30 protein-coding genes are annotated in these 19,442 nt (G+C 71.8%); all 30 read left to right on the forward strand.

The window, feature by feature from the left end; genetic code table 11:
- The first annotated feature begins 95 nt into the window (after nt 1–95).
- The 30 genes from AB8O64_RS36770 to AB8O64_RS36915 all read left to right on the forward strand — a co-directional run bounded on the left by AB8O64_RS36770 (nt 96) and on the right by AB8O64_RS36915 (nt 19,440).
- Nucleotides 96–956, forward strand: coding sequence for a hypothetical protein (locus tag AB8O64_RS36770; protein ID WP_370424315.1), 861 nt, complete (start codon nt 96–98; stop codon nt 954–956).
- A 107-nt stretch (nt 957–1,063) separates the two neighbouring features.
- Nucleotides 1,064–1,195, forward strand: coding sequence for a hypothetical protein (locus AB8O64_RS36775; RefSeq protein ID WP_370424316.1), 132 nt, complete (start codon nt 1,064–1,066; stop codon nt 1,193–1,195).
- A gap of 171 nt (nt 1,196–1,366) precedes the next feature.
- Nucleotides 1,367–1,801: a hypothetical protein gene (locus AB8O64_RS36780; RefSeq protein ID WP_370424317.1), complete on the forward strand. Its 435-nt coding sequence runs from the start codon at nt 1,367–1,369 to the stop codon at nt 1,799–1,801.
- Between the two features lie 5 nt (nt 1,802–1,806).
- On the forward strand, nt 1,807–2,064 hold the full coding sequence (locus AB8O64_RS36785) for a WhiB family transcriptional regulator (RefSeq protein WP_370424318.1): 258 nt from the start codon (nt 1,807–1,809) through the stop codon (nt 2,062–2,064).
- Between the two features lie 75 nt (nt 2,065–2,139).
- The gene (locus tag AB8O64_RS36790; protein ID WP_370424319.1) at nt 2,140–2,313 is read left to right on the forward strand and encodes a hypothetical protein; all 174 of its coding nucleotides are present in this window, start codon (nt 2,140–2,142) and stop codon (nt 2,311–2,313) included.
- A 141-nt stretch (nt 2,314–2,454) separates the two neighbouring features.
- Nucleotides 2,455–2,658: a hypothetical protein gene (locus AB8O64_RS36795; protein ID WP_370424320.1), complete on the forward strand. Its 204-nt coding sequence runs from the start codon at nt 2,455–2,457 to the stop codon at nt 2,656–2,658.
- A gap of 100 nt (nt 2,659–2,758) precedes the next feature.
- A complete protein-coding gene (locus AB8O64_RS36800) occupies nt 2,759–3,025 on the forward strand; it encodes a hypothetical protein (RefSeq protein WP_370424321.1) in 267 nt (88 codons plus the stop codon).
- 332 nt (nt 3,026–3,357) lie between these two features.
- Entirely contained in the window at nt 3,358–5,070 is a 1,713-nt protein-coding gene (locus AB8O64_RS36805) for a DUF2637 domain-containing protein (RefSeq protein ID WP_370424322.1), read from the forward strand.
- 171 nt (nt 5,071–5,241) lie between these two features.
- Nucleotides 5,242–5,880 (forward strand): hypothetical protein, encoded by a 639-nt coding sequence (locus tag AB8O64_RS36810; RefSeq protein ID WP_370424323.1) that lies wholly within the window; start codon nt 5,242–5,244, stop codon nt 5,878–5,880.
- A 1-nt stretch (nt 5,881) separates the two neighbouring features.
- Nucleotides 5,882–6,100 carry a hypothetical protein gene (locus tag AB8O64_RS36815; RefSeq protein ID WP_229868326.1) on the forward strand — a complete coding sequence of 73 codons (219 nt, stop codon included), beginning with the start codon at nt 5,882–5,884 and terminating at the stop codon, nt 6,098–6,100.
- Between the two features lie 799 nt (nt 6,101–6,899).
- On the forward strand, nt 6,900–7,370 hold the full coding sequence (locus AB8O64_RS36820) for a hypothetical protein (protein ID WP_370424324.1): 471 nt from the start codon (nt 6,900–6,902) through the stop codon (nt 7,368–7,370).
- Between the two features lie 17 nt (nt 7,371–7,387).
- Nucleotides 7,388–7,780, forward strand: a complete 393-nt coding sequence (locus AB8O64_RS36825; protein WP_370424325.1) for a hypothetical protein — start codon at nt 7,388–7,390, stop codon at nt 7,778–7,780.
- A 15-nt stretch (nt 7,781–7,795) separates the two neighbouring features.
- Nucleotides 7,796–10,009, forward strand: a complete 2,214-nt coding sequence (locus tag AB8O64_RS36830) for a hypothetical protein (RefSeq protein ID WP_370424326.1) — start codon at nt 7,796–7,798, stop codon at nt 10,007–10,009.
- Nucleotides 10,006–10,473 (forward strand): hypothetical protein, encoded by a 468-nt coding sequence (locus AB8O64_RS36835; RefSeq protein WP_370424327.1) that lies wholly within the window; start codon nt 10,006–10,008, stop codon nt 10,471–10,473. The genes AB8O64_RS36830 and AB8O64_RS36835 overlap by 4 nt, the downstream gene beginning before the upstream one ends.
- 14 nt (nt 10,474–10,487) lie before the next feature.
- Nucleotides 10,488–10,697: a hypothetical protein gene (locus AB8O64_RS36840; protein WP_370424328.1), complete on the forward strand. Its 210-nt coding sequence runs from the start codon at nt 10,488–10,490 to the stop codon at nt 10,695–10,697.
- Nucleotides 10,698–10,838: 141 nt separating this feature from the next.
- Nucleotides 10,839–11,174, forward strand: a complete 336-nt coding sequence (locus tag AB8O64_RS36845) for a hypothetical protein (protein WP_370424329.1) — start codon at nt 10,839–10,841, stop codon at nt 11,172–11,174.
- A gap of 283 nt (nt 11,175–11,457) precedes the next feature.
- Nucleotides 11,458–11,886 carry an RRQRL motif-containing zinc-binding protein gene (locus AB8O64_RS36850; RefSeq protein WP_370424331.1) on the forward strand — a complete coding sequence of 143 codons (429 nt, stop codon included), beginning with the start codon at nt 11,458–11,460 and terminating at the stop codon, nt 11,884–11,886.
- A 94-nt stretch (nt 11,887–11,980) separates the two neighbouring features.
- Complete coding sequence (locus tag AB8O64_RS36855) at nt 11,981–12,448, forward strand: Pycsar system effector family protein (RefSeq protein WP_370424332.1); 468 nt, start codon at nt 11,981–11,983, stop codon at nt 12,446–12,448.
- Entirely contained in the window at nt 12,445–12,582 is a 138-nt protein-coding gene (locus AB8O64_RS36860; RefSeq protein WP_370424333.1) for a hypothetical protein, read from the forward strand. The genes AB8O64_RS36855 and AB8O64_RS36860 overlap by 4 nt, the downstream gene beginning before the upstream one ends.
- 3 nt (nt 12,583–12,585) lie before the next feature.
- Nucleotides 12,586–13,155, forward strand: a complete 570-nt coding sequence (locus tag AB8O64_RS36865) for a hypothetical protein (protein WP_370424334.1) — start codon at nt 12,586–12,588, stop codon at nt 13,153–13,155.
- Between the two features lie 115 nt (nt 13,156–13,270).
- The gene (locus AB8O64_RS36870; RefSeq protein WP_370424335.1) at nt 13,271–13,657 is read left to right on the forward strand and encodes a hypothetical protein; all 387 of its coding nucleotides are present in this window, start codon (nt 13,271–13,273) and stop codon (nt 13,655–13,657) included.
- A 96-nt stretch (nt 13,658–13,753) separates the two neighbouring features.
- A complete protein-coding gene (locus tag AB8O64_RS36875; protein WP_370424336.1) occupies nt 13,754–14,446 on the forward strand; it encodes a hypothetical protein in 693 nt (230 codons plus the stop codon).
- An 86-nt stretch (nt 14,447–14,532) separates the two neighbouring features.
- Nucleotides 14,533–15,105: a hypothetical protein gene (locus AB8O64_RS36880; protein ID WP_370424337.1), complete on the forward strand. Its 573-nt coding sequence runs from the start codon at nt 14,533–14,535 to the stop codon at nt 15,103–15,105.
- A gap of 44 nt (nt 15,106–15,149) precedes the next feature.
- Entirely contained in the window at nt 15,150–16,034 is an 885-nt protein-coding gene (locus AB8O64_RS36885) for a hypothetical protein (protein ID WP_370424338.1), read from the forward strand.
- Complete coding sequence (locus AB8O64_RS36890) at nt 16,034–16,447, forward strand: NUDIX domain-containing protein (protein ID WP_370424390.1); 414 nt, start codon at nt 16,034–16,036, stop codon at nt 16,445–16,447. The genes AB8O64_RS36885 and AB8O64_RS36890 overlap by 1 nt, the downstream gene beginning before the upstream one ends.
- Before the next feature lie 106 nt (nt 16,448–16,553).
- Nucleotides 16,554–16,856 (forward strand): hypothetical protein, encoded by a 303-nt coding sequence (locus AB8O64_RS36895; RefSeq protein ID WP_370424340.1) that lies wholly within the window; start codon nt 16,554–16,556, stop codon nt 16,854–16,856.
- A gap of 88 nt (nt 16,857–16,944) precedes the next feature.
- A complete protein-coding gene (locus AB8O64_RS36900; protein ID WP_370424342.1) occupies nt 16,945–17,622 on the forward strand; it encodes a GGDEF domain-containing protein in 678 nt (225 codons plus the stop codon).
- Nucleotides 17,619–18,080, forward strand: a complete 462-nt coding sequence (locus AB8O64_RS36905) for a hypothetical protein (protein ID WP_370424343.1) — start codon at nt 17,619–17,621, stop codon at nt 18,078–18,080. Before AB8O64_RS36900 ends, AB8O64_RS36905 begins: the two co-directional genes overlap by 4 nt.
- On the forward strand, nt 18,077–18,622 hold the full coding sequence (locus AB8O64_RS36910) for a WhiB family transcriptional regulator (protein ID WP_370424344.1): 546 nt from the start codon (nt 18,077–18,079) through the stop codon (nt 18,620–18,622). Before AB8O64_RS36905 ends, AB8O64_RS36910 begins: the two co-directional genes overlap by 4 nt.
- Nucleotides 18,622–19,440: a histone-like nucleoid-structuring protein Lsr2 gene (locus tag AB8O64_RS36915; protein ID WP_370424345.1), complete on the forward strand. Its 819-nt coding sequence runs from the start codon at nt 18,622–18,624 to the stop codon at nt 19,438–19,440. The genes AB8O64_RS36910 and AB8O64_RS36915 overlap by 1 nt, the downstream gene beginning before the upstream one ends.
- Nucleotides 19,441–19,442: the final 2 nt, after the last annotated feature.

A 19,442-nucleotide genomic window follows, 5' to 3' on the forward strand; every position in this document is an offset into this window, starting at 1 on the left:
GGGATTCGGGCCGTTGGCTCGTGGACCTGGTGGGTGGAGAGAGCATCCTCCCCCCGCGAACACCCCTCCTTCTCTCTTCCTGCCGAGGAGTCGCCATGCCTGAGTTCGCCGTGCCCAAGGCCGCTAGGCGCAAGGGCCGCACCCGTACCTCCCGCGTCAGCCCCCTCGACGCGATCGCCCTCTCGACGCTGTCGCCCGGACACATCGACATGCGGACCGTGGAAACCACGCAGACCCGCCGCATCTCGGTGGTGTGTCCGGAATGCGGCACCTGGGTGGCCCTGACCCCCAACCGCGGCACCTACCTGCTCAAGCTCGTCCCGCACCACACCGGCAAGGCCGGCGTCGCCGCCGCGATCCGCTGCCGCTCCAGCAACCGCCTCGTCGACGTGGACATCACCGACTACGCCTGGCGCCGCCAGTACAACGACTGGGCGCGCGAGGAGCGCCTCGCCGTCGACCTCACCCGCCACCGCCGCGCCACCGTCCAGACCCTCAAGGTCAGCTGGCCCCAGGAGCGCCCCGCCGACCGGCGAGCGCAGTGGGAGCGTGCGGTGCCCGCTGCCCGCCGGGGCGACGCCGCCCGTACGGTTCCTGCTGACGCGATCTCCACGGCTCGCGGTGCGGCCGTCGACGGACCCGCCGGCGCCCCGCTGGCCATGCTCCCCCAGACCGCCGGGGACCGCCGCTCCGTCCGCGCCCTGGCCACCGGCACCCTCCGCGCCCTGGCCGACGCCGACCAGGACCGGTCCGCGAGCGATGTCCTCGAGGAGCACCTCACCCGCGCCGCCTACACGCATCTGGCCACGGTCTGGCGCCGTCCCCTGACCCCGGCAGACCAGCCCGCGCACACCGCCCTGGTGGCTGAGGTCAGGGCCGCGCTGCCCGCCCCGACCCCGGGCGAGACCGCTGCCGCGTACGCCGCCCGCTGCAACAGGTCCGCACTCGCCGCCTGACCCGCACAACCACCCACGGCCCCGGCCCCGACTCCCGCTCCGCGCGGGGACGAGGTCGGGGCCTTCTGCTCCCGTCCCGCCTGACTCACCGCAACCTGGAGGCCCTGATGCCTGCCACCCCGGCCCTGGCGCCCCACCGGATCAGCACCGACGAGGTGGTCGACGCCGAGACGCTCGCGCTCCTGGACGAGCTCGACGTCCCGCTCCCCACCCTTCACCCCAAGCGCCCGGCTCGCTGAATCATCCCCGCACGAACGACCTCGGCCCCGGCCATCCCGAATACAGCGGGGTGGCCGGGGCCGTGGCTGCTCGTACGGGCAGTCAGATGAACGCAGCAGCCCCGGGGACCGTAATTCCCCGGGGCTGATCTCACGCACTGGACCCAATGGGAGGCCCAGATGACTGTCAGCATGACACAACGCATCCCCGTAGCCGCGACCCAACCCGACCCGCTGATTCTCGAGGGCTTACGGCGGGTCATCGAGGATCAGATCGGACCGCGCCGCACGGGTGCGATCTACCAGAACTCGGACGGCGCGTTCGAGGTCCTCGCCCTGGTCCTCAACCCGGAGGAGGCCCGCGCCCTGCTTCGACGCCGCAGTGCGCAGTGGGCGGTGATTGTGCGGGACGTGCTGCGTCCGGACAGTCAGCCCGTCGCCGTCGGGTCGGTGTGGACGACGTCGGACCAGCTGGTCCGTGAGGCGGCCACTCGGGTCTCGGCCGGCCGGAAGTGCGCCAGCTGCCGTGGGAAGGGCGGCAGGATGGTCGACACCAGCAGTGACGGCGTGACCCGGCAGACCTGGCAGACCTGCACCGCGTGCGGCGGCAGCGGAGAGGCCGGGTGATGGCCGTGGACTGGCGCCATAACGCGGTCTGCCGCGAAGAGGACCCCGACCTGTTCTTCCCCGTCGGCAACACCGGCCCGGCCCTCCTGCAGATCGAGGAGGCCAAGGCTGTCTGCCGTCGCTGCCCCGTCATGAAGCAGTGCCTGCAGTGGGCGCTCGGGTCCGGCCAGGACTTCGGCGTCTGGGGTGGGCTGTCGGAGGACGAGCGGCGGTCGCTGAAGCGCCGCGCCGCGCGCAACCGAGCCAGGAACGCGACGGCATGACCGACTCCGAGCACCAGCGGCTGGAGGACGAGGTCCGCAGGGTCAACCAGCAGTCCGCGAACGATCGGCGGGCCCGTGGCTGACGACCTGTACGAGCGGTACATGAAGGCGGCGGCCGCGGTCCGCAAGCATGGTGAGGACTGCACGGACTGCTCGCCGGAACAGCGATGCGCGGCCGGGGAGCGGCTGTACGAGTCGTTCTCCCGGCTCCAGGACGCGTACAACAACCAGCTCCGGAAGCGGCGCTGACGGTAGCGCGGGGCGGAGACCCAGGTCGGCCTGCCCCGCGCTCTTCAAGGCCGGTCGCCCGCCGTATGGGAAACCCGCCTGCCTCCTCCCCCTCGGCCCGCGCACAGCCCAGGGCCACACATCCGTAAGGAAGAGGAACAGATGACTCCTGCCCAGTTCCGTAACCAGCACGGCGACAGCGACACCTGGTCGGCCGCGGACTTCGAGTCTTACGAGCACCTGGTCGAGGCCGCCGACCCGGATCTCACCCGTGCGACGCGCGACCGCCTGATCATCATCGGCCGTCACGTCCACGGTGGTCGCGTCGTCGTCGGCCTCGCCACCGTCCCGCTGCTCGCCGCGTAGCCCCGGTCTGACGTCTGCCTGATCCGCCCGCCCCGGCCGTGTGCCGGGTCGGGCGGTGAAGGGGAGCCGGACAGGCCGGCTGTAAGAGAGGAGAGCACTGATGATCAAGATGTTGCGGGCCAGGAAGGCCAGGATCCAGGCGAGGCAGCGGCACAGCTACTTGATGAGCGTGGCCGAAGACCTGGTGCGGCAGGCGACGCTGAGGCCGACGGCCTCGCCGGAGCAGGTCACCGCGACGCAGGTTGCCTGCCTGGCCTTCGCCCGGCACGAGATCCGCCTTCGGGAAGACGAGGCCGCCGACTACCTGGCTGCCGCCCTGGTCGCCCGCGGGTATACCACTGACCACATGCCCGCCGGCTCCGCCTGACGCGCCGCTCCCACGAGAGGAGTGGCGCGGAGACCGCATGCGTGAGGTTCGCCGACCTCCGCCGGAGCGGCGCGCGGTTCCCCGAGAGCTGATTTCGTTTCCGCCCGGCGGGAGTGGGAGGCAGTTCCGTTCCCGCCTCGCATCGTTGCCCCGCACCGGTCGCCCGCTTGCCGGGAGGCCGGCCTTTTCGTGCGCCCGGAGCGGGTAGAGCCGGTGCCGGTTTCGTGATCAACCGTCCGCACCGACTGCCGTTTCGGGAACGCACCCCCGCGTTTCGGGAACACCGGCCGCCGTTTCGACCCCGCCCTGAACGACCCCTTCCGGAGACCCCCATGGCGATCACTGACATGCCGCAGACTGCGGCTCCCGACCCCCCCGTTTCGCGCCCGCCGGTCGCAGCTTCGGACGCACCCGAGAAGGTTTCGGAAGCGGCTCGGGGCGTTTCGCGACCGGATAAGCGGAAGGCGATCAAGCCCAAGCGCGACCGCTTCGTCGCGGTCCTGCCGTACTTCGCGGCGATCTTCGGCACGCTGGTCGGCGGCATCGGCTTCGCCACCTCGTACCACACCCTCGCCAACCAGGCACTGAGCTGGGGGTTCGAAGACCTGTCGCGCTGGTTCCCCATCGGCGTGGACGCCTCGATCCTCGCGTTCCTCGCGCTGGACCTGTACCTGATCCTCAAGGGCATCCCGTGGCCGGTGCTGCGCATGGCCGCGCACGGGATGACCTGCGCGACGATCTGGTTCAACGCCAGTGTCCAGGGCGAGATGAGCGCCGACCCGGTCAAGTCCGCCAGTCACGGCGTCATGCCGATCCTCTTCGTGATCGGAGTGGAGGCCGCCCGGCGCCTGTTCATCCAGAAAGCCCAGCTCGAAGCGGGTACGGTCACCGACCGGATCCCGTTGCACCGCTGGATCCTCTCCCCCGTCGCCACGCCGCGGTTCTACCGCCGGATGCGGCTGTACAGGGTCACCAGCTACCCCGAGATGATTCAGCGCCAGCAGGACCTCATCGCCTACGAGCAGTGGCTCAAGCGCAAGTACGACGGCGACCTGAGCAAGGCGAGTGAGGATGAGCGGCTGCCGATGACGATGGCTCCCTACGGCTACACCGTCGCGCAGGCCCTCGCGATGCCTGAGCAGCAGGAACGCGAGGCGGAGGCCCGCGCGGAGGAAGCCGAGCGCCGGCGCCTGGACGCGGAGACGCGCCAGGAGCTCGCCCGGAAGCAGGCGGAGGCCGACCGGCTGGAGGCGGAGGGCAAGCTCGAAGCCGTCCGCGCCCGGGTGGAAGGCGAGACCGGCCAGGCCCGCGCGCACGCCCGAGCCCAGGTCAGCGCCGCAGAGCGGGCCGCTGAGCTGGAGGAGGCAGCGCTGGAGACCGCGCTCGTCGCCGAAGCCCGCGCCCGCGAGGCTGAGGCGGAGCGCAAGGAGGCCGACGAGTGCGAGGCGAAGGCCGCTGCGGATGTCCGCGCGGCGGAGCTGGAGCGCCAGGCGGCGGAGAAGCGGAGGCTCGCGGCGGAGGCCGACCGGGTCGCCGCGGCGGAGGCTCAGGCGGTCGAGACGGTGGAGATCGCGGAGGCCCGGCAGCGTGCTGCCGAAGCCGACCGGGTCGCTGCCGAAGCGGAGAAGGCCGCTGCCGAAACCCGCCGCCGCGCTGCCGAAGCCGACCGGCTCACGGCGGAGGAGGACGAGCGCAGGGCGACCGCCGACGCCAATACGCAGGCGGCCCGGAAGCGTGAGGCCGAAACTGAACTCGCCGCTGCCGAAGCCCGGCTCGCTGCCGCCGAAGTCGAGCGGCGCGCGGTCGAAATCGAGGACGAGGCCAAGTTGACCTCGCGGCAGCGCGCGGTCCGCAAGGTCGCCCGCATGGCGCTCGCGGCCGGCCTCGTGCCCGACGGCCTGGCGTACGACGACATCCACCACGAGCTGTGCGAGCGGATCTCGATCGCTGACGTCCGGCACGCGTTCGACGTGTCGTCCACGGACACCGCGTCCAAGTACCGCCAGGAGGCCGTCGCGCTGCTCGCTGGCGGCTACCGCCCCTGACCACATCGTCCGGCACACACCAAGGAGGGCCAGCCCGCGGGATTCGGGCTGGCCCTCCTTGCGACTGCCGGAAGCAGCCACCCGTCCAGTACAGCACGTTTCCCCTGATCAGAACCCGCTTCCGGCATGCCTGGGCGGGCTCGAACCACATCGAAAAGGAGCCAGCCGCCCATGTCCGGAATCGACTGGGACAAGGAGTTCAGCCGCATGGACCCCCAGAGCGCCCAGGCCCCCCAGACACCGGAGAAGCCGGAGAAGCCCGCGACCTCGCGTTTGTCCGCCGCGGTCGGCGGGATGCGCCGCAACACCGCTGCGCTCGCCGTGTGCGGCACGATCGCCGTCGTCGCCGTGTGCGCCACGGTCGTCGCCGTCACCAGCATGCAGGCCGAGCAAGCCGCCCAGGAGCGTGCGCGCGCCAAGGAGAAGGCCGCGAACGCCCTGGTCGAGACGGAGGCCGACAAGCAGCGGTCGCAGACCGAGGAGGCCGCGGCCAAGGCCGTGTACGAGCGGGAGATGACCGTCTACCGCGAGTGCATGAAGCTCCGCGCGGCGGCGGTCGCCAAAGCGGCCTCGTACGACATCGCGAAGATCCCCACCTGCGACGCCCCGACCCTCGGCGGTGCGGCCCCCAAGGCCCAGAAGTCCGCCGGTGACGGTTCCGGCGGTGGCATCACCTCCAGCCCGTGGCTGTGGGTGGCGCTCGTCGGAGGCGGCGGATTCATCGCCTACAAAAAGCTCTCCGCACCCTCCGGTTCGGGCGCGGTAACCCCCATGAACGATAAGGGATTCACCTTCGAGAAGGGTGCATGACATGACGCTTCAGTTCTTCGCTCTCGCCCTGTTCTGCTGGGCCCTGTTCTTCACCTTCAAGAAGACGAAGGGAAAGCAGATGGTGATCTGCATCATGCTGATCGTCTCCGGGATCTTCCTGCCGTACACGCCGTTCAGCGAGCAGATCCGGACCACGCTGGAGTCGGTGTTCAACACGGCGAACACGACCGTGAACAACATCAGCTCGTCGTCACGCTGAGTACGCGCCAACGGTTACCGGTTACCGGTTACAGCCCCAGGACACCCCCGGAACCGCCCGCTAGGCGGCGCGAACGGGTGTCCCACAGGACCTGTAACCGGTAACCGGTAACCGTCCGGAACCACACAGAGTCACAGAAGGGAGGGTCGTGGGACTCCTCGTACTCCTCGCCATCAGCTACCTGTTCGGCGTGGAGAAAACTCATGGGAAATATGAGCAGGCGGGAATCAAGAAACCCCCGGCTAAACCGAAAGGGAAATGGCAGCCGACCCGGGCCCCGGAAACATTCCGAAATGCTCCGTACAATTTCGCGGCGAAAACACATTACGGACTTCTGGCGGGTGCACATTTCGCCGGTGGCCTGCGCGACGGCTGGCGCTCCGCATATCTCAAAAAGCCGAGCGGGAAGCCTTCCACTTCCACTTCTGCCGGGCCCAGCACAGGGCCCTCCGCGGCCACCGCGCCGCCCAAGCCCACCGCACCGCCGACTACCCCGCCGACCGCACCGACGGCGCCGCCAACGACTGCCCCGCCGACGGCGAACCCGCCCTCGGCGACGCCGCCGACAACACCTCCACCGCCGTCCGCACCCCCACCGCCGTCCGCACCCCCACCGCCGTCCGCACCCCCACCGCCGTCCGCACCCCCACCGCCGTCCGCACCCCCACCGCCGGCGGCTCCCCCGCCCCCGACGACTCCGCCAACGACGCCGCCGCCGGGGTCCGCAGTCCCCCCGGTCGGCACTGTCCCGCGGCCCCGCACCGTCCCGCTGCCCGACCACATCAGGAAGGACCCCGCGATGCAGCCCAACCCGCCCGTACCGCACTCCGCGACCGTCGACGACAAGGGCATCCACGTCACGACCGCCGCCGGGAAGACCCGCACCTACAGCGGCGGCGAGGTCATGACCCTCACCCAGGTCATCGACCTCGCCGAGGGCTCGGCCACTCTGTGCCAGTCCAGCACCGAGACCTGCCTGGACCTCATGGACGAGGCCTCGGGGCTGGCCACGGACTGCGACACGCTCATCGCCGAGATCACCGCGAAGGGCGTCGGCGCGAACCTGATCGGCAAGTGCGAGGTGCTCAAGGAGCAGCTCGACCTCCAGGCCGCCGCCGCCAAGGACCTCCACGACAAGATCCAGGGCGGCGAGGAAGCGTGCCGCACCGCCTCGGCGAACGCCGAGCTCCGCCATGGGCCGATCTTTAGGGCCGTCGCCGACTCCCCCCTGACCAAGCCCGCCGAACGCGACTTCTACAACGCCCGCTAGAAGAGGAGAGGCCCCGCATGAGCGTCACCGAGAACCTGAAGGACGCCGCGACCTACGCGGCCCTGCGCACCAAGCTGGCCTGGCTCACGCACAAGGTCCACGCGCACGCCCAGACCGTCACCACGCTCGCCTCCGACGTCGACGACGCCGCCGAACAGATGCTGGACGCCTCCGAGACGATGAAGGCTCTGGCCGTCGACGACGCGACCACCAGCGAGTTCGCCGACGCCGCGCTGACCATGACCGGCGTCAAGGACGCGGCCGGCGCCTACACCTCCGCCGCCGACAGCGCCTCCGCGGCCGCCGACGACGCGAAGACGACCACCGAGAACGACCACGGAGGGATCGCCGACGCCGTGGCCACCTCCCCCGTCGACATGGCCGAAGCCGCCTTCTACACCCAGAGCTGACAGGAGATCAGGACCGTGGGGCCGACCCGAGCGCAGTTCATCCAGTACGCGCCCGCCGCTCTCGCGGTGGTGCCTCTCGTCGCCGGCCCCTGGTCCGCCCTCGCCGCCGCGGCGGCCGGAGCCGGGGCGTGGGCCGTCAACGTCTCCGCCCCGGTACTGCGGTCCCTGATCGGGTGCGGGTTCACGGCCACCGGCTGCGGCATCGCCGCGCACGAGGTCCTCGCCGCAGGCGGAAACCCGCTGATCGCCCTCGGGCTCGCGGTCCCGGCCGGGGCGGCCGCCCTGGCCCACCACCGCAACATCGCCGGCCACACCCCCGCCCTCACACCCGCGACCACGGGTGCGGGTGCGGCGGTCGGGCTGACGTCCCAGGCGCAGCTCATCACTGCCTGGTGGAAGGAGTTCATCTCCGGCCCGACCCAGACCGAGGACCGCAAGCTCATCCAGCCCGGCGCCAACCTGGAACACCTCGCCCTCGAGGCCGACGACGACCACGCGTCGTTCACCGGGATCATCACCCTGCCCCAGGGCCAGCAGGTGCGGGTCAGGGCCGCCGACATCGCCGCCGTCTACCAGATCCCCGTCTCCCAGGTCGAGCTGGGAGACCCCAAGCACTACGCCCCGAATGCCCTGCCCGTCACCGTGCACCTGAAGATGCCGGCGGCGCAGCCGCAGATCGCGGCCGGTACCCCGACGACGCCCGAGGAGCTGTGGGCCGCGTACGTCGGGGTGCCGGAAGGGGCGATGCCCGGCACCAACCTGACCGTCACCCGCTACGACGGGCCGCTGGACTGGGAAGGCATCGCGACCCGCGACCGCCGGGCGATCGGCACCGTCAACCTCCAGGACCTCGCGGGCAACCTCGACCTGGAGACGATCCAGATCGCTCTGGCCCCCGGCGACAAGCCGTCGCAGATGGGGATCCGGGTGATGCGGGAGCACGCGCTGATGCACGGCACGATGCTCTCCTCGGTCGTGGACGAGCTGTCGATGGACTCGCGCGGCTACGTCCGTGCCGGCACCTACGTCGACGGCCGGGCCGCCCTGTTGCCGCTGGCGCAGCCCGGCTCCGGCGCCCGTCACCTCTACCTCGTCGGCGGGTCGAGGTCGGGCAAGTCCGGGCTGCTGGAGCAGATCCTGCTCTCCGCCCACCGCTCCGGTATCGCGGTGGTCCTCGCCTCCCCGCAGGCCGGGACCATCGCCGGGGCCTCGCTGTCCGCGTACCTCGGGGACGGTCTGGACGAGGCGATGGGTGCGCTGCGCCTGGCCTACGCGATGATGCTCGACCGCGAGGCCCGCTACCGCTCCCCGGCCTTCCCCTTCACCGACCCGCTGGCCCTGCTCGTCATCGACGAGGCGCACATGCTGCTGTCGGCCTCCTCGCCGTACCACCTGGAGGCGAAGGCGATCGTGGAGCAGCTGACCCGCCGGTCCCTCAAGCGGGGCATCGGCGTGGTCCTGGCCACCCAGACCCCGCTGGCTGAAGACCTCGGCAACTCCACCGTGATCCGGTCCCAGTTGCTGATTGGCGGCGGCGCGGTGTTTCTGCGGTGCGCCAAGGGTCAGGGCTCCCTGGTCGGCGCGAACGCGGTGGAGGGTGCGGAGGGCATCGACCTGTCGATGATCCCCTCGCAGTGGCCGGGCCAGTACGCCAAGGTCTCCGACCGGGACATGAGCGGTCTGGCCACCGAGGCCGCCGCCGCTCCCGAGGACGGCACCTTCGGCCTGGGCTACCTCCTCACGCCCGGCTCGCAGGCCGTCCAGTTCCGTTCCCTGCACCTGGACGTGGCGCCCGTCTCCCTCGCCGGAGGCGAGCCGCCGGTCGGGATCGAGGACTGCGACGCCTGGCGTGAGCGCGACGCGGTCGCCCAGACGCCGATGGTCGACAAGCGCGGCAAGAACCTGATCGGCAGCCTCGCCGACCTCCTCGCCGCAGCCGAGGGCGCCCCTTCCTCGCAGGAGGCGCCCCACCACCACCCCGGCGGCCTTCAGGTAATCGCCGGATCCAGCAGGCCCGGTGCTCCCGGTGTAGCCGCGGGGGCGCCCGACGGACAGGAGCTGATCAAGCCGCGCATCCTCGAGCTCCTGCGGGAGCAGTCCATTCCGATGACCGCCGAGACCATCGCCCGAAAGCTGGGCACCTCCGCCAAGAACATCAAGCCGCGCCTGTCCGAGCTGAAGAAGCGGGACGAGGTCACCAACGAGAACGGCCTGTGGAGGGCAGCATGAACACCCGTACCGAGACCGACTTCACCCCCATCGACCAGGACCTGTACGCGAAGGCGTTCCAGCTCCTCGACCCCGACCCCACCCCGGAGTCCGCCGCCCCCGCCGCCTCGGCGGTTCCCGCGCCGGTTCCCTTGAGCCTCCCCGCCGCCCCGCCGGTGCGCCGGACCGGCCCGGTGGAGAAGACCCTCACCGACGCGCTCGCGCTCCTCGACACCCACGGCTGGGCCAGGTTCACCCTCGTCCACCCCGAGGGCGCCCGCTGCTCCATCGGCGCGCTGCGCGCCGCGGCCGGCGCCCGCGACGCCGCCTACTGCGACGCCGGGAATCTCCTCCTGGACGAGGCCCGCCGCCAGCACGGCAAGAAGTGGGAGACGATCCCCTCCTGGAACGACTCCCACACCGGAGCGCAGGTGCGTAGCGTGTGGGTGGCCGCCATCCGGCGCGCCCACCACATGAACATCTGACGCTGGAGCTGCCCGTGTCGTTCTTGTTCACCAACCCCGAACCGGACCGTGACGACCGGTCGTTCTCCTTCACCGGCACGCAGCCGGGTCGCGACGACGGCCGTTCGTTCTCGTTCACCGGCTCGGACCCGGCCGACATCGACAGGCAGCTCCAGACGATCACCGACATGGCCACCGAGATCCTCCGCCTTGTCGCCGAGGTCCGCAGGCAGATCAACACCTGACCGCCTCCTCCGCCCAGAACGCGGAGAAGAGCACCGACACCCACCAGCTCGGCATCACGCCCCGCCCGGACAGGACACCTCCGGGCGGGGCGTCGCTGTTCCCTGCCCGAACCACCACCCAACCTCGGGAGACCGACCACCGTGCGCCGATACCGCTACCGCTGCACCGTCTGCCGCACCACCAGTCCCGTCGTCCACGAAATCGAGGCCCTGGCCGCCGTGGGCGAGGCCCACCGGCAGACCCTCCACGGCGGCCACTTCCCCGACGACGAAATGGCCGGCCAGATAGACCGCCTCGGCCGCTGGTACGCCGTCCTGCCCCCGCTGGCCGCGCTCCACGCCCGCATCGCGGACGCGCTCAGCGACCTGCGCGACATCAAGACCGTGGGCCACTACTGGTGGGCCAGCGCCAGCGCCACCCTCCTGATCGGCGGGACGGCCGCCCTCGCCCTCCTCCTCGTCGCCGCCGCCCTCTGACCACGACTCCGACCGCCCCGCCTGGCCACCGGCACCGGGCCGCCCCCACTTCGGAGGCGGCCGGTCCCGGTGACCGGACAGGCCGACCGGCCACCACCTTCACCTCACGCCCCGGCGACGGACCGCCCGTCACCGGGGCGCAGCACTACCCGCCATCACACCCGCTGGAGGAACCCGTGCTCGTACCCCGCCCGCGCCGCCGGATCGGGCGCCCGCGTCCGCAGCGCCCCGGCCTCCGCTACCCGCAGCGCCCCGCCCGGCTCCCCGGCTCCTGGAGCAGGTGATGGCCGACCAGGACCAGGACCTGGTCGACATCGACCCGAACGACCCCGGCGACGGCTCGATACCAGTCTTCCGATGGAGGCAGGCCGGACACACGAACCTCGCGACCCGACGCCAGCTGCGGGAGATGGGACTGCGCCCCGGCGGCCACGAGCCCGTCGCCCGGATCGAATGCCGCGGCGGGAAGCGGTGGGCGTGGCTGTACGAGATCGACAAGGCCAAGCCGATACGGCCGATGACCGTCGCCAAGGAGGCCGCCCTCGACAAGGCGATGGCCAAGAGGCAGACCTGCCCGTCGTGTTCGCGGCGGTACTACCACTGCCTCCCGCTCAAGAGCCTCGGATCGTGCCTGGAGTGCTACGACGGCACCCCGGCCGAGCTCGGCAGCTACCTGCGCCCGCCCGGCGAGTACCTCGCCGCTGCGGCCTGAACCCCTCTCCCGCGTCTGCCGGTTGCCCGATCCACCCGCCCGCCGACGGGTGGTGACGGGGAGCCGGACAGCCCGGCCCGGATAGGAGTCGCACGTGACCACCGCCCCCCTCACCATCACCGGCGACCGGAATCTGGACGCCGCCTGTGCCACCGTCACCAGCGAGATCGCCCGCACCGACAGTAAGGCCAGCCTGCTGCTCGCCTTCGACGGCGCGGTCCTCGCCGGTCTGGCCAGCGTCGCCGACAAGGACCTGCCCGTGTTCACCAAGACCGCCGGCGGTCTGGCCGTGCTCACCTTGGCCGTCGCCGCCGTCTTACTCCTCCTGGTCGTCAGGCCCAACCTGGGCGGCGGCCGCATCGTCCGTGAGGGCCTGCCGTACTGGGCGCGCCTGGAAGAGAACGAGCTCCAGGAGGCGATGGGCCAGGACCACCGCCTCGCCCGCGTGAAGGCGCTGTCGATCCTCGCGGTCCGCAAGTTCCGGCGCCTGGCCCTCGCGGTCGACGTCATCCTCGCCTCGCTCGTCCTGCTGACTGCCGCCGCGATCGGGGTGCTGGTGTGAGTTTCCAACACGCCGCCGGCTACTTCGTCACCGTCGCCAGCTTCGTCGGCGCGCTCGCCATCCCGTTCGTGATCGTCGCCGCCCGCCGCACCGTCGCCCGCATCCACGCCCAGACCGACCAGAAGGAGCAGTAGCCCATGGCACCCTCCCTCTTCTCCCGCACACGGAACGCCGCCGAGCCGGAGTTCACCCCCGAGCCGTGGCCGGAGATCGGCGAGACCTGGAAGCCCGAGGGCGTGATCGTCTCCCAGCGCTACCTCGGACTGGCCGGTGCCGTCGTCCTCGTCTACACCGCCGACGCCGGGGGCAACGGCACCTACTACGCGGTCGCCTGCCTGGGCTGCCCGTTCCTCACCCGCTCCGAGGGGCGCGACGACTACCTCTCCGAGCAGGCGGGCGGGAGGATCGCCAACGCTCACGCTGGGGAGTGCCGGGCGCTGTCCCGGGACCTGCCGACCCGGCCTGACGACGACGCCGCCCGCGGAATCGTGCGTCGGCGGCTGCACTCGGAGCGCCGCTCCGACTGCAGCACCACGGTCTACCTCACCGATTTCCACCTGGACCGCCTCGCCCTCCAGCGCTCCACCGAGTGGATCGAGGAGGAACTGCAGCGCCTCGCGGACGAGCAGCCGGAGTTCCTGACCGCCAAGCCGCGCACCTACGGCACCGGCACCGAGTTCACGATCCTGAGCTTCCCCAAGAGCTGACCGGATGCTCTCCGTACGGCCCCGCCCAAACCCGCCTCCGTGGCGGCCGGCGGGGTCGGGCGGTGTCCGCCCGGTCAGCAGAGACCAGGCGACCGGCCCTCCCCCGGAGGTCACCGTGTCCCTCGCCCGCCGCTCCCTCATGGAGACCGCCGCCGCCCGCCTCGGCTGGCGCCGCGCCTACGGCGACACCACCCAGATCGACGCGCTGCTCACCGAGCAGACCGAGACCGCGTACACCGCCGCCGCCGACCACGCGGCCCTGGCGACCACGAAGAACGCCGACGTCCTCACCGTGCAGCCCGGCGTCCTGGACGTCCGCGGCCGCGTCCTCGCCGACGTCCTCTTCCTCGAGGGCGTCCTGACCGGCGCCCGCAACCGCGGCCTGCCCCCGGAGCTCATCCAGGGCCTGGAGGACGCCGTCGACCACGGCCACGAGCTGACGGTGCTCCTCGCGGACACCGTCCGCACCACCGCCACCGCCGCCCACGCGGCCGGCCACTGAGCGCTCGGGGCAGCCGCAGGCACCGAACCCGGCCGCCCCGGAGCACTACCCCTCCCTTTCCAGAGCGCATCGAGAAGAAGAAGGAGTTACATCATCATGACCGCAACCCTGCGCCAGACGGCCAACGCCGTCGCCAACTCGATGATCGATGGCGCCAGCATGGCCACCGCGCTGATCGGCGGCGCGGCCGGCGCCTACCTCGGCTACCAGCTCGCCCCCGCCGACTGGTCCGACGAGGCCCGCATCACGTTCGCCGGGGCGGTCGCCGTCGTCGGCGCCGTCGCCATCGACGGGCTCGCCGAACTCGTGCTCGCCCCGATGCGCCGTCTGATGCGGACCCGCAGCCCGCTGCCCTCCACCCGCCGGTCGGCCCCGGCTCCGGCCGCCACGCTGGACGAGGCCCTCGCCCAGGTCGTCACCGCGACCGAGGAGGACGCTGCACGCCGCGCCGCCAGCGCCGCCTTCCGCATCGACGACGGCGACAACTTCCTGCGGAGCGAGGACCGGTGGCGCGGCTACGAGGACGGCGAGGCGTCCTTCTACCTCGCCCCGGGCGTGGTGCTCCACCACCGCGCTGAGAGGGGCGAGTACAAGCACCACTTCACGCTGCTGACCGGCGACGGCGAGACGCCGGTGGCCATCACCGGCATGGAGCAGATCCGCCACCACCTCGCCGCCCGCGCCGCCGGCCTCCCCGCTGTCCCGGTGACCGCCGACACCGAGGACGGAGACGAGGACAAGGCCCTGCTCAGCGAGATCAACGACCAGCTCAAGGCCCTGGAAGCCTGACGGGCTGCCCACCCCGCCCCGGCCCTGCGCGGCCGGGGCGGTGCGGTGGCCAATCTCACCCGCCCAGCACCTCCACGGAGGACCCGTTGCCCCGCACCCTCACCGCGATCCCGGCCGAACGCCTCACGACCGTCGTCACCGGCATCCTCGGCACCGAGTGGACGCCGCCCGCCAACCCCGCCTGGCCCGTGGTCTTCACCAACGAGGCCGCCGACCGCGAACTCACGCTCTACCCGGACCGGAAGAACAGCCGGCTCGTCTTCGTCCTGACTCCGGCCGACACCGACGACGACTTCGGCCGCCGCCAGCGGTACGCGAAGTACACCCCCGCCCTCACCGGCCACGACACCATCGACAGCTGGCTCGCCGACGGCGACCTGGACGCCGTCGCCGACGCCCTCGCCGTCATCCTGGAGCGCCTGGTCGAACTGCCCCTTCCCGAGCGGGCCGCGCACCCCGACCCGCTGGGAGCGGAGCGGGAGCGCCTGGCCAAGCACGCCCAGGAGCTCGCCGCGCACGCCTCCTACTTCGCCGCCGGTCTCATCTGGTCCCAGCCCGTCGCCGACGACGCCCAGCGGCTCGCCACCCTCGCCCGCGACCTCGCGCACACCGCCACCCGCGTGGACGAGCTGCGCGGCCACAAGAACTCCCGCCGCTGACCGACCGCTCCCCTGCACGTTCCTGACCTGACCTGGAGGAACCCATGGCACGCGGCACCCGGCCCGTCGTCTACTACATGGCGACCCGGCCCGACGGCACCGTCCCGCCCACCTGCGAGCACCTCGCCCGCTACTACAGCAACCTCGGCGAGACCATCCCGACCGTCAACCTCGCCCACCACGTCGGCGAGACCATCGACCACCCCAGCCCCGGCAAGCGCTGGTACACGGACAAACCCTTCTCGTACTTCCACATGTACACCCGGCCCGGCGAGATCCTGGAGCGCATGGAGGAGCGCTGGCCGGTGCGCCTGTGGGAGGTCGAGCCGCTCGGTGAGACCGGCAACTGGGGCAACGGCTTCGCCCCGTACTGGCTGATGTCCCACCAGATCCACGTCGTCAGGGAGACCGAGGCGTGGCGCGCGTTCGGGCACCGCGGCCTGCAGGTCCTGGCAGTCCTCACGCAACTGCCCGACCTCGCCCGGCAGTGGGCCGCAGAGTGGGCCGCCGACCCCGAAGGCACGCGCCGCACCTACAAGGCATGGGAGGAGCGGGTGGACAACACCCGCGCCCTGACCAACTGGGCGTACTGGCGGGCCCAGCACTCCCGCCGTTCGGCCGGCCTCGCCACGGCCAACCAGCTCGCCGGGGACGCCGCTGCGCAGGCCGCGACCGCCGCCGGAGCCGACCCCTACGCCGTCGCCAGGATCCAGCTGCGAGCCCGCTGCCTGGTCGCCGGTCAGCTCATCTTCGACCGGATCCGCACGGGCGAGTACGAGCAGTCGGTCCGCGCCCTGCTGCTCGGTGCCGGACTCGACACCTCGGCTCCCGTCCCGGCCTGTCCACCTCCCCGAGCGTCCTCAACCGCCCCGGCCCACCAGCCGGGGCGGGCCTGCTTCATCCCTTCGAGACCAGGAGGCACCTGGTGATCAACGACCCCACCGACGAGACGATCCGCTACACCGCCGACGTCGTCCTGCTCGCCGCCGGCCACGTCCTGCTGATCGAGCGGGGCTGGGATCCGTTCAAGAGCCGGTGGGCGCTGCCCGGTGGCCACGTGAACAGGGGAGAGACCAGCCTGGCCGCCGGGTCGCGCGAGCTGGAGGAGGAGACCGGCATCACCGTCCCGGCCACCGACCTCCGGCAGGTGGGCGCCTACGACGCCCCCAGCCGTGACCCGCGCGGCCGGTACGTCAGCGTCGCCTACACGGCCACCCTGCCCTCGCCGGTCCCGCCCACCGCAGGGGACGACGCCACCGCCGCCCGCTGGTGGCCTCTGGATGCGCTCCCGGACCTCGCGTTCGACCACGCCGAGATCGTCGCGGCGGCCGCGCACCGCTGACCCCCTTCCCAGGGACGCGGCGTTCCTCCGTGCCGCCCCGGCCTCACCAGGCCGGGGCGGACGCGGTGTTCCGCCACGACCAGCACACGGAAGGAGAGAGATCGTCATGCCGAAGCCGAAGTTCTACGAGGTGGACGTCCCGATACACCGCACCGACCAGCAGCTGCACGGGCTGCACGTCTTCACCGGCCAGGCCACCTCGCCCAACGAGGCCCTGACCCGCGCCCACCAGGTCTACGACGCGGCCCTCGCCGCGCAGAAGGCCGGACTCGCCAAGCCCGGCCGCCAGGACGACGGCTGGGGAGCGAGCGGGGTCCGCAACGGCTGGGAGCCGGACTGGAGGGCGGCGAAGGCTGACCTCTGGTCCAACCCGTTCAGTTGGACCAGCAGGAGCAGCTATGAGCTGTAGATACGCCCCGAGGCAGGCGCTCACGGCCTGGTAACCGACGCCTGCCTCGGGCCACCCATCCCGTACGAGACGAGAGGGAGTCACCAGTATGGCCTCCACCGCGCGCGTGCAGGACCGCTTGCGGCAACGCGCTCTCCTCATCACCACCCTGACCGTTCCGCTGACCGGCTGGACTGTGCACGCCGTGAGCCTGCACCGCCAGCTCGCCGCCGCCCGCCGCGACCCGCTGACTGGGCTGCTCGGCCGCGACGGCTACACGATCAAGGCACAGCAGGTCCTCCGCCGCTACGGCGACAGCGCCCTGGTAGTCCTGGTCGACGTCGACCACTTCAAACAGATCAACGACACCCGGGGCCACGCCGCCGGCGACCGCGTCCTAGCCGACATCGCGCGGCGGCTCACCGCCTGGGCAGGCAGCCACGCATCGGTCGGCCGCCTCGGGGGAGACGAATTCGCCGTCGCCACCCGGATCGGCCCCGGGCGCCGCCAACTGCGTCTCGCGCAGCTCACCACGCTGCTCGCGCAGCCGGTCGAGGTCGACGACGGTGCCCCGATCGACGTTGCCGCGTCCATCGGCGCCGCCTCCCCCGACATCCTCGGCACGACGGCCTTGTCGCTGCTCCAGCGCGCCGCCGACGCCGCGATGTACGAAGGCAAGCACAGCGAGCGTGCGATCCTCGCCGGACCTCAGCACGCCGCAGTTCCGTCCATCAACGGGCGCCGCGCCGGACGGCCGGGCACCGACTCCCTGGGGCGCGCGGCATGAGCACACCTCCGCTCCCCGAACCGGGCACCTGGATCCGGGGCATCACGATCCGCCAGCCCTGGGCGTCCTGCATCCTCGCCGGGAAGAACGTGGAAAACCGTCCGCGCCCCTGGACCTGGCGCGGCTGGCTGCTCCTGCACGCCGGGCTGACCTCGGAGAGCGCCGCACTGCGCGACCCGCTGGTCGCCACCGCGATCCGCGGCCGCCAGCTGCACACCGGCGCGGTCATCGGCGTCGCCCGCCTCACCGACTGCCACCAGGACCCCGACACCACCGTCCCGTGCTCCCGGTGGGCGCAGCCCGGCGTCTGGCACCTGGTTCTCGCCGACGTCCAGGAGCTCCCCCTCCCGATCCCCGTCCAGCGCGGGGCTCTCGGTCCGTGGAAGCCCGCCCAGGACCTCGTGGACCAGGTCCGTCTCCAACTCCCCCATCTGCATGCACCGGAGGGACTTTCATGAGCGGCACCCGCACCGGCGTCCCCAACCCGCCGACCATCAAGCCAGCCGACGACCGCGTCCCCTTCCCCCACACCGATCAGACCCTGGGCTGCCGCACGAACCCCGCTCTCTTCGAGATCGATGCCATCCCCGCCAGCGACTCCCGCGCTCGAGAGAAGGCGTTGGCGAATGCCGCTCGTGTCTGCTCCGGGTGCCCGATCGTGCAGGGCTGCCTGAAGTGGGCGCTCGCCAACCCCAAGTTGACCAAGAACGGGGTATGGGCGGCGACCACCTCCCGCGACCGCACAAAGCTGCGCAAGAAGCTCGTGGACCGCCTCGGCGAGGACTGGGTCGCGGTGGTGGCCGAGCAGGACCGCCGACGCGAGCAGCGCGCGGCACGCATCGTGCCGCCCACCGTCCGCGAACAGGCCCTCGCTCGCCTGGAGCTGGAGCTCATCCCCGCCCGGCCCGCTCCGTACGAGCCGTGGCGCGAGCCGATGACACCTTCCCGCCAGGAGGAGAACCGACGCCTGCTCCTGGCCGCAATCAAGGACGCGGCCTGATGTTCACCGACTGGACCGAGGCCCTCGACGCCGAGGCGCTGCCCCTCAACCCGAACCCCGCGCAACAGCTCGCCGCCGCCTCCCGCGTCACCGCCCGCCGCGCCCACGACCAGGACGACCTCGCGTGGCTCCTGGACAACCTCGGGCTGCCCACGGACGAAGCCACCCTCACCTCCTTGATCCCCCTCCTCCCGGAGAACGGAGACGCCCCCGCCATGACGACCACCTCCCCCGCCCTGTCCGCACACGAAGCTGTGGCGATCTCGATGCACAACAACGGCGACAGCGACGAGGCCGTCCGCGAGGCCACCGGCCTGAGCGAGCAGGAGCTCAGCGACCTCATCGCCGACCAGGCCCCCACACCGCCCAACACGCCCGCCAGCTCCCTGGCCGTCCCGGCCTCCGCCGGGATCCAGGAGCTGCTCGCCTGGGCGGGATCACACACCCTCGCCGGGATCCGCAGCCGCGCTGCCCGCATCACCGCCGACCTGGCCGAGCTGTCCGATCGCCGCGAATCCGAGGCCGCGCAGCACGAGGCCGAAGAGCGGATCTCCAAGCTCAAGGCCGAACTGGAGCAGGCGCAGGCCGACTTGCGCACCGCCAAGGCCGGCACCCGCACCTCCAGCACCGCAACGTCGAACGCGGCCACCCCGATCCGCAAGAGCATGGGCAGCGGCCGCACCAAGGAGGAGCTCGCCGCCGTCCGGTCCTGGGCGCGCGCGAACGGTCACCAGCTCGCCGACGCGGGCATGGTGCCGAAGCGGATCCTGGAGGCGTACGACGCCGCCCACCAGGCGCCGGTCAGCAAGGCAGGCTGAGC

Origin of the sequence: Streptomyces sp. QH1-20, from assembly GCF_041283565.1 — a bacterium.
Classification (GTDB): domain Bacteria; phylum Actinomycetota; class Actinomycetes; order Streptomycetales; family Streptomycetaceae; genus Streptomyces; species Streptomyces syringius.

What these genes read in the sequence shown, in the direction of transcription:
- AB8O64_RS36770 (WP_370424315.1), top strand. Translation starts at nt 96, where the DNA reads ATGCCTGAGTTCGCCGTGCCCAAGGCCGCTAGGCGCAAGGGCCGCACC.
- AB8O64_RS36775 (WP_370424316.1), top strand. Translation starts at nt 1,064, where the DNA reads ATGCCTGCCACCCCGGCCCTGGCGCCCCACCGGATCAGCACCGACGAG.
- AB8O64_RS36780 (WP_370424317.1), top strand. Translation starts at nt 1,367, where the DNA reads ATGACACAACGCATCCCCGTAGCCGCGACCCAACCCGACCCGCTGATT.
- AB8O64_RS36795 (WP_370424320.1), top strand. Translation starts at nt 2,455, where the DNA reads ATGACTCCTGCCCAGTTCCGTAACCAGCACGGCGACAGCGACACCTGG.
- AB8O64_RS36800 (WP_370424321.1), top strand. Translation starts at nt 2,759, where the DNA reads ATGATCAAGATGTTGCGGGCCAGGAAGGCCAGGATCCAGGCGAGGCAG.
- AB8O64_RS36805 (WP_370424322.1), top strand. Translation starts at nt 3,358, where the DNA reads ATGGCGATCACTGACATGCCGCAGACTGCGGCTCCCGACCCCCCCGTT.
- AB8O64_RS36810 (WP_370424323.1), top strand. Translation starts at nt 5,242, where the DNA reads ATGTCCGGAATCGACTGGGACAAGGAGTTCAGCCGCATGGACCCCCAG.
- AB8O64_RS36815 (WP_229868326.1), top strand. Translation starts at nt 5,882, where the DNA reads ATGACGCTTCAGTTCTTCGCTCTCGCCCTGTTCTGCTGGGCCCTGTTC.
- AB8O64_RS36820 (WP_370424324.1), top strand. Translation starts at nt 6,900, where the DNA reads ATGCAGCCCAACCCGCCCGTACCGCACTCCGCGACCGTCGACGACAAG.
- AB8O64_RS36825 (WP_370424325.1), top strand. Translation starts at nt 7,388, where the DNA reads ATGAGCGTCACCGAGAACCTGAAGGACGCCGCGACCTACGCGGCCCTG.
- AB8O64_RS36835 (WP_370424327.1), top strand. Translation starts at nt 10,006, where the DNA reads ATGAACACCCGTACCGAGACCGACTTCACCCCCATCGACCAGGACCTG.
- AB8O64_RS36850 (WP_370424331.1), top strand. Translation starts at nt 11,458, where the DNA reads ATGGCCGACCAGGACCAGGACCTGGTCGACATCGACCCGAACGACCCC.
- AB8O64_RS36865 (WP_370424334.1), top strand. Translation starts at nt 12,586, where the DNA reads ATGGCACCCTCCCTCTTCTCCCGCACACGGAACGCCGCCGAGCCGGAG.
- AB8O64_RS36875 (WP_370424336.1), top strand. Translation starts at nt 13,754, where the DNA reads ATGACCGCAACCCTGCGCCAGACGGCCAACGCCGTCGCCAACTCGATG.
- AB8O64_RS36885 (WP_370424338.1), top strand. Translation starts at nt 15,150, where the DNA reads ATGGCACGCGGCACCCGGCCCGTCGTCTACTACATGGCGACCCGGCCC.
- AB8O64_RS36895 (WP_370424340.1), top strand. Translation starts at nt 16,554, where the DNA reads ATGCCGAAGCCGAAGTTCTACGAGGTGGACGTCCCGATACACCGCACC.
- AB8O64_RS36900 (WP_370424342.1), top strand. Translation starts at nt 16,945, where the DNA reads ATGGCCTCCACCGCGCGCGTGCAGGACCGCTTGCGGCAACGCGCTCTC.
- AB8O64_RS36905 (WP_370424343.1), top strand. Translation starts at nt 17,619, where the DNA reads ATGAGCACACCTCCGCTCCCCGAACCGGGCACCTGGATCCGGGGCATC.
- AB8O64_RS36910 (WP_370424344.1), top strand. Translation starts at nt 18,077, where the DNA reads ATGAGCGGCACCCGCACCGGCGTCCCCAACCCGCCGACCATCAAGCCA.
- AB8O64_RS36915 (WP_370424345.1), top strand. Translation starts at nt 18,622, where the DNA reads ATGTTCACCGACTGGACCGAGGCCCTCGACGCCGAGGCGCTGCCCCTC.